The 11,682-nt window shown below is 35.4% G+C and carries 8 protein-coding genes; all 8 read left to right on the top strand.

Annotation, left to right across the window (positions count from 1 at the left end):
- A partial coding sequence (locus MWH25_RS05875) for an RNA-guided endonuclease TnpB family protein (protein WP_248626714.1) occupies positions 1-342 on the top strand: 342 nt, incomplete at its 5' end.
- A gap of 690 nt (positions 343-1,032) precedes the next feature.
- Positions 1,033-2,421: a methylaspartate mutase accessory protein GlmL gene (glmL, locus tag MWH25_RS05880; protein ID WP_248626715.1), complete on the top strand. Its 1,389-nt coding sequence runs from the start codon at positions 1,033-1,035 to the stop codon at positions 2,419-2,421.
- 294 nt (positions 2,422-2,715) lie between these two features.
- The gene (locus tag MWH25_RS05885; RefSeq protein ID WP_248626716.1) at positions 2,716-4,686 is read left to right on the top strand and encodes a hydantoinase/oxoprolinase family protein; all 1,971 of its coding nucleotides are present in this window, start codon (positions 2,716-2,718) and stop codon (positions 4,684-4,686) included.
- Positions 4,687-4,746: 60 nt separating this feature from the next.
- Positions 4,747-5,859, top strand: coding sequence for a PucR family transcriptional regulator ligand-binding domain-containing protein (locus MWH25_RS05890; RefSeq protein ID WP_248626717.1), 1,113 nt, complete (start codon positions 4,747-4,749; stop codon positions 5,857-5,859).
- 120 nt (positions 5,860-5,979) lie between these two features.
- Positions 5,980-7,431, top strand: coding sequence for a trimethylamine methyltransferase family protein (locus MWH25_RS05895; protein WP_248626718.1), 1,452 nt, complete (start codon positions 5,980-5,982; stop codon positions 7,429-7,431).
- 178 nt (positions 7,432-7,609) lie between these two features.
- Entirely contained in the window at positions 7,610-8,242 is a 633-nt protein-coding gene (locus MWH25_RS05900) for a corrinoid protein (protein WP_248626719.1), read from the top strand.
- 264 nt (positions 8,243-8,506) lie between these two features.
- Positions 8,507-9,916 carry a trimethylamine methyltransferase family protein gene (locus MWH25_RS05905; RefSeq protein ID WP_248626720.1) on the top strand — a complete coding sequence of 470 codons (1,410 nt, stop codon included), beginning with the start codon at positions 8,507-8,509 and terminating at the stop codon, positions 9,914-9,916.
- Between the two features lie 255 nt (positions 9,917-10,171).
- Positions 10,172-11,581, top strand: coding sequence for a sodium/glutamate symporter (locus MWH25_RS05910; RefSeq protein WP_248626721.1), 1,410 nt, complete (start codon positions 10,172-10,174; stop codon positions 11,579-11,581).
- Positions 11,582-11,682 lie beyond the last annotated feature (101 nt).

Below are 11,682 nucleotides of genomic sequence, written 5' to 3' on the forward strand. Positions count from 1 at the left end.
ATCGACCTTGCTGTGCAAGAGCAAGTTGGTACTATAATTATGGAGAATCTAGAGAATATCCGAAATACTGCTAAAAGTCTTAATAGAGCAGATAGAAACCTTCATAGCTGGACTTTCTATCAACTACAACAGTTTATTGAATATAAAGCTAAATTAGCTGGGATTAAGGTAGAATATATTAACCCTAAATATACCTCCCAGAGTTGTTCTAAATGTGCTAAAGTTAAAAAAACTAATCGCAAAGCTAATCTATATTCTTGCGAATGTGGTAATCATATCCACTCTGATTTAAATGCAAGTCGTAATATAGCTAATAAATATTTAGAGCAACAATCTGCTTAATCGGTAATAGATTAAGTGCCTAAGTGGCTATATGCCTATCTTAGGAGGGCTGATGGCACAGCCTAAAGTTTGCGTCATACTTGCCTACCAGAAATGGACTGGCATTTAATCAGCAGACAACCTCGCAAGTTCCTTTAAGGAATCCCCGTTTGGATATTGTTTTTATGCGTTTCACGAAGAGTCCATTAGGACTCGTAGGTGACGATAGGAACGGGCGGGGAGGATGTCAAATATTTTATAGTAAACAATTCTTATAAACAACCCATTGTTGGGTTGTTTTGGAAATTTAATTAGCAGAAGTTAGTCAGAACTGATGAAATTAAGGGCTAATTGTTGACTGGCATTATTTTTGCATTTAATAGTTGACTAATCTTAGGTTTTGATTTTAACTGACAATTGTCAATTATCAATTTTTGAGTCTTCTCAGCTAAAAGGAAATATTGGAAAAGTGAATATTTAGTCGTAGGATGCTTTGCAGATATTGAGGGTTTTAGTGTTTTGATTGTGTGAATTTGAATTCTAATTGTCAATTGTACATTGTAAATTGTACACTAAGACGGGGGTGTAGAGAAATTTAGTTGTCTGCGAAGTATTGTAATGACAGGCTTTAATTTAGCAAATGGTTTTTATTACGGAAGGTCTTATAAGACCTGTAGAGAGAGCGTTATTTTTATTTAAAGGGGTGGAAGTATGGAGTTAGCTTTATTGGTTGATATTGGGAGTACATATACTAAGGCTACTGTTTTTAATTTAACAGAACTTAGATTAGAAGCAGTGGTAAAAGCATTTACTACGGTTGAAGAGGGGATAGATCAGGGACTTAAAGAGGTTTTTAATAAGTTAACTGAACAAGGAGTTGAGCTAGATGAGGTTGATCATAAACTGGCTTGTAGTAGTGCAGCAGGTGGTTTAAAGATGGTGGCAGTAGGTTTGGTACCTGAGTTGACTGCTGAAGCTGCTAAACGGGCTGCTTTGGGAGCAGGGGCCAAGGTTGCTGATGTTTACTCATATGAGCTAACAGCAGCTGAGATAGAGGAGATTGTTGGAGCTGAACCTGATGTAATCTTGCTGGCTGGAGGGACTGATGGAGGTAATCAGGAGATAATCTTAAAGAATGCTAGAGGGTTGGCCCAATCTGAATTGGCTGCTCCAGTGATAGTAGCGGGAAATAAAGTAGTAGCTAAGCAGGTTGAAGAGATCTTGGTGACTGGAAATAAGAAGACTTATCTAACCGATAATGTAATGCCTAAATTAGAAGAGTTGAATATTGAGCCAGCTCGCCAGAAGATTCGGGAGGTATTTTTAGAACAGATTATTTATGCTAAGGGGCTAGATCGGGTTGAAGATTATTTGGAAGGAGTAACGATGCCGACCCCTTCTGCGGTGATGAAAGCAGCAGAGTTGATTGCGGAAGGTACTGCTCGAGAAGAAGGGTTAGGTGAGTTGATGATTGTAGATATTGGAGGAGCAACTACTGATATCCATTCAGCAGCTAAGGGTAAGCCGACCAAAGGAGGAGTTAATTTAAGGGGCTTAGAAGAACCTTATATTAAGCGGACTGTTGAGGGTGATTTGGGGATGAGGTATAGTGCTTCATCTTTATTAGAAAGTGTAGGAGAGCAGGAAGTATTAAGTTTGGTGGAACAAAAGTTACAGAATGAGTTATTAGATTATATAGACAAGGTTGGGGAAGAGGTTGATTATGTACCTCAACAACAACAGGAAAAAGAATTTGATTTAGCACTTGCTAAGGCTGCTACTAATGCTGCAGTTAACAGGCATGTGGGGCGAATTGAGACTGTTTATAGCCCTTTTGGGAAACAGTATGTTCAGTATGGCAAGGATTTAACTAATTTAAATTTGATAATTGGTACTGGTGGAGTAGTGGTTCATAGTGCACAACCGACTGAAATATTGAAAGAGGGATTATTTAGTGAGGAAGAACCACAAATTTTGGCCCCGTTGGAGCCTAAGTTAATGTTAGATCAGGATTATATCTTATCAGCAGTTGGATTATTAGCTGAGATTAAGCCAGATCAAGCTTTACAGTTGGCTAAAATTTATTTAGAAGAGATTTAAAGTCTAGATTACAAAAAGTGTTTTATATTCTACATTATTTATCTGTAGTTGATTCTATATAATATAAGGAAAGTTGAAATAATTAAATTTTGCAGGAAAAATAATCTAAATCTTGAAAATATAATTAAAGAAAGTAATAAATTTCATCTAAGAAAAAGAAGAGGGGCCAACCCTCTTCTTTTTCAGATTGAAAGATTGTATTATCTAATTTTCCTTGGTATAATATCTCATAATTATATGATGTTTGTGCTTAACAGAATTATTATAAACTTGGAGTAGGGAGGAGAGAGCTAGATGAGAGTTATTTTAGGGATTGATACAGGGGGAACTTATACTGATGCAGTTTTATATGATAGTAAACAGCAACAGATTTTAGATAAAAACAAAGCCTTGACGACACATTATAACTTAACTGAAGGAATAATTAATGCTATTTCAGGATTAGATGAAGATTTGTTTGGTGAAGTGGAAATGGTTGCATTATCGACTACTCTGGCCACTAATGCAATTGTGGAGGGGAATGGAGCTAGAGTTGGGGCTGTATTATTGGGTTATGATCAGCAAGTTATAGATAAGTTTGAGTTTGACCAAGAGATCCCAACAGAAGAGATAGAAATTATAGCAGGCAAATTTAATATTAAAGGTGATCAAGTAGAAGAGTTGGATGAAGCTAAGATTAGGGAGATTGGTATAGAATTGAAGGATAAGGTTGATGCAATAGCTGTCTCGGGTTATATGAGTGTTCGTAATCCTGCTCATGAATTACGGGCCAAAGAGATTCTAGAGGAAGTAACTGGATTGCCAGTAGTCTGTGGACACCGGCTGACCAATCGGTTGAATGCAATTAAGAGAGCAACTACTGTAGTCTTAAATGCCAGTTTGATCCCTTTAATTAAGGATTTAAATCAGCGGGTCAAGGATGTTTTGGAGCAAAAAGAGATAGAAGCTCCAGTAATGATCGTTAAGGGTGATGGCTCTTTAGTTAGGGATGAAGTTATTTTGGAAAGACCGATTGAGACTATCTTATCTGGGCCAGCTGCCAGTATTATTGGTGCTAAGTATTTAAGCAAGAGTGAGGATGGAATAGTTGTTGATATGGGAGGGACGACGACTGATATAGCTTTAGTTAAAGATGGTTATCCTGAACTTAATGATACTGGTGCTGTTGTCGAAGGATGGGTTACAAGTATCGAATCAATCAAATTTAGAACGGCTGGCTTAGGAGGAGATAGTGAGATTAGCTTGGATTGGGAAGGTAAAATTCAGGTTGGCCCGCGGCGGGTTATCCCTTATTCAGTAGCAGCTAGTCAAGCAGAGGGAATTCTATCTGAGCTAGACAGATTGGCCCGTAGAGAGATAGGGATTAATGAAGGACAGTTTTTATTATTAGATCGAGTAGTAGAAGATATTGACTATACTGAGCAAGAAGAAGTATTAATAGAGTTTTTAAAGGCAGACCCCAAGTCATTGCTACAGATAAAAGAAAGCCTGAATTTAGTCAGTCTTAAGTTTTTAAAACTTGAGCGCTTAGAAAGGTTAGAAATTATTAAGCGAATTGGTCTGACCCCAACTGATATTTTACATCTCTTAGGTCAGTATAATAAATGGAATGTTAAAGCAGCAGAATTGGGTTATGAATTATTATTGAATGATTTTGCTCAAGTTGAAGAAGGTTTTGCCAGTAAGTTAAAGCAGATGATTATTAAAAAAGGAGCTAGAGAGATTGCGATTCAATTAATTAGTGATCAATATGAGAGGTATGATGAAGAAAAGTGCCAATTATGTGAACAGTTATTAGATGATTCGCTGGAAAATGAATTTGGTAGTTTCAGTTGGAGTTTAAAACCGAAAGCACCTATTATAACTATTGGGGCACCGGCTGAGGCTTATTTACAACAAGTGAATGATTATTTAGATGCTGAGGTAATACTACCCCAAAATTATGAAGTAGCTAATGCTATTGGAGCAGCAGTAGCTAATATTTGGGTCAAGGAAGAGGTTTTAATTAAGCCTAATGCAATGAAAGGGACTTATGTTTTACATTCTAGCCAAGGGAAAGAGGAGTTTGTTGAATTAGAACAAGCAATTGAGTATGCTAAAAATAATGGTCGAGAGTTAGCAGTGATTAAAGCTAAAGATGCTGGTGCCAAGAAGTTAGAAGTTAATTTAGATGTCAAGGAAAAACAAGTTGGATTGGGTGCTAAATTTGGAGGAGTATTATTAGAAGTTAGAGTTAATATCAGTGTGATTGGCTATGCTCTATGATACTTAACTTTAAATTTTGGGTTCTAGCCGAAATAATTTCTAGCAGGGAGGAGTAAATAGATGGGATTAACGATTAAGGAAGTTCTACAAATCGAAGAGTTAGAAGGTATAAAGTTAGTAGCAGCTGAGGAAAAGATAAATAATGAGATTAGGTGGATTCATATCGGAGAGACTATATCGATGCCTGTCTGGTTAAAAGGAGGAGAGTTGTTGTTAACTTGTGCTCATGGGTTTCAAGATAATGAGTCAGCTCAAGAGTATTTAATCAGAAAGTTAGCTGCTAATGATGTAACTGCTTTGGCAATAGAACCAGGTTATTATTTTGATACCATTCCTCAAAATATGATTGATTTAGCTAATCAAGTTGAATTACCCTTACTTGAAATTCCAACTGGAATGCCTTTTCTACAGATAACAGAAATAGTAATTGATCGGATAATTAAACGAAGTTCTTTTGATGGAGTTCTTAATAAATCAAAACAGATGACTAATTTAAAGGCAGACAGTGATTCCAAGTCGTTATTTTCTGTTGAAAAGGAGAAACTTCTCTTCGAAAAGGTAAAATATGGTGAACAAGAAGTAGCATTTAATATTTTAGAAGAGATATTTGCTGATATGATAGAAAGTGAGCTAGAACCTAAATTGATTACGACAAGATGCTTAGAAATTTCAATTATGTTATCAAGGGCAGCAGTTGAAACAGGGGTTAAGTTAAAGACTACCTTAGAATTAAATAATAGATTCGTTGACAAGCTAAGCCAAACCATCAATTTAGAGGATAAATTTAATTTGACTTGTGATCTGATTAGGTATTATATTAATGCGATTTATGAAAAAATAGAAATTAAGAATTTAAAGATTGTTCAGGAAGTAAAGGATTTTGTACTGGATAATTACTCTGAAAAGGTTACTTTAGAACAGATTTCGGAGTATGTTTATTTAAGCTCTTCTCATTTAAGTAAAGTCTTTAAAGAGGTTACGGGAAAGACAATTATGAGTTATGTAAATCAAATTAGATTAAAAGAAGCTAAAAAATTGTTAAGGAAGACAGATATGCCTTTAAATAGTGTTGCTGAACTATCTGGATATTATGATGCTAGTTATCTTAATAAAGTATTTAAGAAGGAAGTAGGAATTACTCCAGGACGGTATCGTCTTAATAGCAGAAAATAAAGATGAGGATTTAATACAATACTGGCTAACTTCAACACATTGTGATTAGATGTTGTATTATATATACTTAACATATAGAAATCAAATTAAGATAAAATTCTGACAAGGGGGAAGTTAGCAATGACGATTAAGCCTGGAGCAAGAGCTAGGGATTATAAACCTTTTAGTGAGCAAGATTTAAAACAAATTGATGATGCTATTATGAATTTACTATCTGATACGGGGGTTAAAGTAAGTAATCAACAAGCTTTAGAAATTTTTGATGAACACGGTGCAGAAGTTGATTATGAAACGCAGATGGTTAAATTACCACAGAGTATGGTTGAAGAAGCGATAGATTCTACTCCTTCTAATGTAAAACTTTATGGTAGGGAAGAAAAGAATAATTTAGAGATTGGAGAAAATAGGGTTCATTATGGAACTGGTGGAACTGTATTGGATGTGTTGGATTTAGAGACAGGGGAGAAGCGTAGAATTAATATTCAAGATGTAGCTGATATTGCTAAGTTGGTTGATGCTTTAGAGAATATACATTTTTTAGTAATTCCAGTTTATCCTAATGAATGTGATGATCAAAATGTTGATGTTAATAGATTCTATTCTGCTTTAAAGAATACCACTAAGCATATTATGGGTGGCGTTTATTCAATCAAAGGGATTAGAGAAGTAATTAAGATGGCAAGTAAGATTGCAGGAAGTAAGGAAGCTTTAGTTAATCAACCATTTATTTCTTTTATCACTTGTGTTATGTCTCCTTTGATTTTGGATGATATTTATACTGACTTTTTGATTGAAATAGCACAGCATGGTTTACCAGTAGCAATACCTGCTGAACCTCTGTCTGGAGCAACAGGGCCAATTACTGTTGCAGGCAATGTTACATTGATGGCTGCTGAATCATTGGCTGGGGTTGTATTGGCTCAATTAGTTAATCCAGGCACACCAGTCTTATTTGCTTCAACAGCTTCTGCTATGGATCTGAATACTGGTCTTTATATTACTGGTGAAGTAGAGATGGGATTAATGCATGCTGGTGTAGCTCAGGTAGCTCAATATTATGGCTTACCACTTTATGCTACTGCTGGTATGAGCGATGCCAAATTACCAGATATTCAGTCTGGCTATGAATCAGCGATGACTACTTTATTAGCAGGATTATCAGGAGCAAATTATATTCATGATGCAGCTGGCTTATTGGAGATGTGTCAGACTGTGGCTTATGAAAAGTATGTAATTGATAATGAAATTATTGGAATGGCAATGAGAGCGATTAAGGGTATTGAAGTTACTGAAGAGACTATTGCTGCTGATGTAATTGATCGAGTGGGGCCAAGTGGTAACTTCTTAGTTGAAGAACATACTAGAAAACATATGAGAAGTGAGTTCTTCCAGCCTAAAGTTAGTGATCGTCAACCAAGAGAAGGATGGGAGGCAGATGGTGCTAAACCTACTCGTCAAAGAGCAATTGAGATGGCTAAAGAAATCTTAAATAGTCATCAGCCATTAGGGATTGAGAAGAAGATCGATGATGAAATTAGAAATGAATTCCCACATATTTTATTGGATAAATAATTGAAAAAGCAATAGTGAAGGAAAGATGATAATATGGGCTTGTCTATAAATTTAGGCAGGCTTATATCGTTTACGTATAAGACTTAAAACTTTTGATTTAGGAAATACTCTTTATTACAGAAGATCTGAGCAAAACTGTAAGGAGAGCACTAAATTTATTTAAGGGGGATTAATAAAAATGAGTAAAATGGAAAAAGTTGTTGAAGAAGTAATTGCAGGAAATGTTGATGGAGTAACTGAACTGACTCAAGAGTTAGTAGATGAAGGAACAAAGCCAAGTCAGATCATTAAAGAAGGTTTGGTTGCTGGAATGGATGTTGTAGGAGGTAGATTTAAGAAGAATGAAATGTTTGTACCAGAAGTCTTAATTTCTGCTAAAGCAATGCATGGAGGAATGGATATAGTTAAACCTCTATTAACAGAAGGGGAGAGCAGTTCTGCTGGAACTGTAATTATGGCTACTGTAGAAGGTGACTTACATGATATAGGTAAGAATTTGGTAGCGATGATGTTAGAAGGTGCTGGATTTGAAGTGGTTGATTTAGGAGTGGATGTAACAGCAGATGAATTTGTAGAAGCTGTCAAAGAACATCAACCTGATATTGTTGGGTTGTCAGCATTATTGACTACAACTATGCCAGCTATGGAAGAGACTCTTAAGTCCTTAGAAGAAGCAGGAATTAGAGATCAAGTTAAGGTTATGGTTGGAGGAGCACCGGTCAGTGAAGGTTTTGCCAATGAGATTGGTGCTGATGGTTATGCTGCAGATGGAAGTACTGCTACTGATATAGCTAGAGAATTTGTGAGCTAAGAAGATATAAAGCTTAATTTCAATTGATAATTTAAAATTGATAGTTAAGATTCAAAAACTAAACTTTTTGAATCTGTTATACCTAAAGTGCAACAATGTTTTAGTACTTTAAGGCTTAGTAACTATAGGTAATAAATTGGATGCATAAGGTAGAAATAGTTGGCCCTAGGACACATAAGTTCTAGGGTTGCTTACTTAAATTAAAGATAAATAGTTATTATAAATTATTTTTAGTAATTAATTTGAATTTAAGGAGGAGTAATTATGTCAAAACTGTATCAAGGCGGATTGCTTAATTTTTTTAATCAAGATCAATTAGAGCAGGTTCACCAAAAAACTTTGGATATCTTAAGAGAAGTAGGAGTTAAAGTAGAGAATAAAGAAGCATTGAATTTATTTGATGAGAAGGGAGCAGATGTTGATTTTAATGAAAAGTTAGTAAAGTTACCTAATGCTCTGGTAGAAGATGCAATTGATTTAGCTCCCTCTACTGTGGTCTTATATGGACGAGAAGAAGAACATAATTTGGAGTTAGGCGGTAAGAATGTCTATTTAGGGACAGGTGGTACTGCTGTTAATGTGTTAGATTTAGAGACAGGTGAAAAGAGGAAGACAACTACAAAAGATGTAGCTGATATAGCAAAAGTGGTTCAGAAGTTAGATAATATAGATTTTTTCGTTATTCCTGTCTTTCCTGATGATGCAGGAAAAGAGAAAGCAGATGAAGCTAGATTCTTTAGCTCATTAAAGAATACTACTAAACATATTATGGGTGGAGTTTATACTGCAGAGGGCCAAAAGAAGGTAATAGATGCTGCAGTGGGGATTGCAGGTTCTGAGCAAGAGTTAAAGGAAAAACCATTTATATCCTTTATAGCAAGTATTATGAGTCCGCTGACGATGGAAAAAGACTATACTGATTACTTTATGTATGCAGTAAGAAGAGGTGTTCCTGTAGTAGGAGGAACAGCACCAATTGCTGGAGCAACCAGCCCCATATCATTGCCAGGAACTATAGCTCAGACCAATGCCGAAGCATTATTTATGGTTGTCTTTAGTCAATTAATAGAGCCAGGAGCTAAGACTCTATATGGCACTGTACCAACTAATATGGATATGAGAACTTCTAACTTTAGATTTGGTTCAATTGAGATGGGGATGATGAATGCTGCTTGTGCTGAATTAGCCCAGTATTATCAAATTCCTATTTATAATACTGCTGGAGTATCTGATTCTAAAGCTATTGATATTCAATCTGGATATGAGAAGATGGCAAATATTTTGATGTCTGGTTTGACGGGAACTAATTATATTCATCATGCTGCTGGATTGATTGATAGTGGAATGACTGCTGCTTATGAACAATATGTAATTGATGATCAAATGATAGGGATGGTTAAAAGAGTCTTACGAGGTTTAGAGTTTAGTGAAGAACGGATTGCTTATGATGATATTAAAGAAGTTGGCCCGGGTGGCAATTTCTTAACTGCTGGTAGTACGATGAAGTATATGAGAACGGAGTTCTTTGATGATCAATTATATGATGATAGAGATTGGGATGATTGGTTAAAAGATGGTGCACCTGATGCTAGAGAAAGGGCCAAAGATATTGTACGAGAGATTTTAGACCAAGAGGATGAAAATTTAGTTGATCAAGAATTGTTAACTAATTAATCGAGGTGAATTACAAAGATAATTATAATTTTACAATGTTGTGCTTATATCTTACATTGTTTTAGTTTTACTATTTATGATAATATATAAATAATACAAAAAATATTTAATTTCACAAATTTATCAAGTTTTTATTATTAGTCCAAATGATTATTTACAATAACCAAGGGGGGGCAATTCACTTAAAAGCTGGTTCGATTATTATTTGATCAGTTCTTGAGGCAAGAAAAAAATTATAATTTAGGAGGAGTTAATATGCAATTTGGTCCTTATGATATGTTGATGGACTTTGCTTTGATGTCGCTTTTGCTATTTATAGCTCAGTATCTTAGAGCAAAAGTTACAATAATTCAGAAGTTATATCTTCCTTCATCTTTGATAGCTGGTTTTTTAGGATTATTCTTATCAGATCAGTTTTTAGGGGTGCTGCCTTTTAGTGATAATATTGCAAGTTATGCTTATCTATTGGTTGTAGTTTTATTTGCTTCATTATTTATAGGTAGAAAGAGCAAATCTACAGTTAAGCAGGTCATTGATGAAGTAGGTGATACTTTTACTTTAAATTTAGCTGCTGAACTTGGTGGTTTTGGAACTGCATTGGTAGTTGGTGGCTTAATTATCAGAAGATTCTTTCCAGCAGTACCGGAAGCTTTTCCAATTCTTCAACCAGCTGGTTTTGTAGGAGGTCACGGTTATGCTGCAGCGATAGGAGGAACTCTTGAGGATGTAGCAGGCTGGGGTGAAGCTTTGACGATCGGACAGACTTTTGCAACAGTTGGGATTCTTTGTGGGATTTTTGGAGGATTATTCTTAATAAACTTTGCTACAAGAGTAGGAGCAACTAAGTTTATAACTACTATGGCTGATCTGCCTGATAGTATGAGGACTGGATTAGTTTCCGACCAAGAACAGAAGTCAATGGGTAAGAATACAGTGAACCCTATGGCTATAGACCCGGTTACTTGGCACTTATTATTAGTATTAATTGCAACAGCAGGTGGGTATTATGCTTATGAAGCTTGGGCTAACCTAGATCTTGGTTTTATTTTACCAATGATGTGTTTATCGATGCTTGCTGGTGTATTGGTTCAGTTTATGTTGAATATTTTAAATCTTCAGGAGTATGTTGACCGAGATGTTATTGTTAGAATAGGTAGTACAGCGACCGATTATTTAGTTGGTTTTGGAGTAGCTGGAATTAACATATCAGTTGTAGCTCAGTATCTAGTTCCTATTATAATCTTAACAATAATCGGAGTTACTTGGGGAGTATTCTTTCTATTCTTCTGTAGTAGAAAATTATTTCAGAATTTCTGGTTTGAGCGTGGGATCTTTGTTTATGGATGGACTACTGGGATTGTAGCAATGGGAATTACATTATTACGGGTAGTAGATCCAGAGTTTAAGAGTGGAACACTTGAGGATTATGGTATGGCTTACGTCTTTATCTCACTGATTGAATTATCATTGATATCTATATTACCTGTTTATGTTGCACGAGGTAATGTAGTTCTTTCTGGTGTGATTTTATTATTGATTACTGCCGGTTTATTAATAGCAACTGGAATGAAATATGGTTGGAAGAGTGATAAAATGAGCAATTTGCGTCCGGGAGAAGCTGAGATTATAGAAACAGCAGAAAATGAAGTAGAGATTCAAGGATAAATTAGGTTTAAAATTTATAAGTAGAATTATATTATATAGTAGAGAATCATAAGCTCTAACTTAAGTTAAAGCTTGGTAAAATTAAAGATGGCATTGTAACT

The sequence above is a fragment of the Natroniella acetigena genome, from assembly GCF_023227745.1.
Classification (GTDB): Bacteria; Bacillota; Halanaerobiia; order Halobacteroidales; family Halobacteroidaceae; genus Natroniella; species Natroniella acetigena.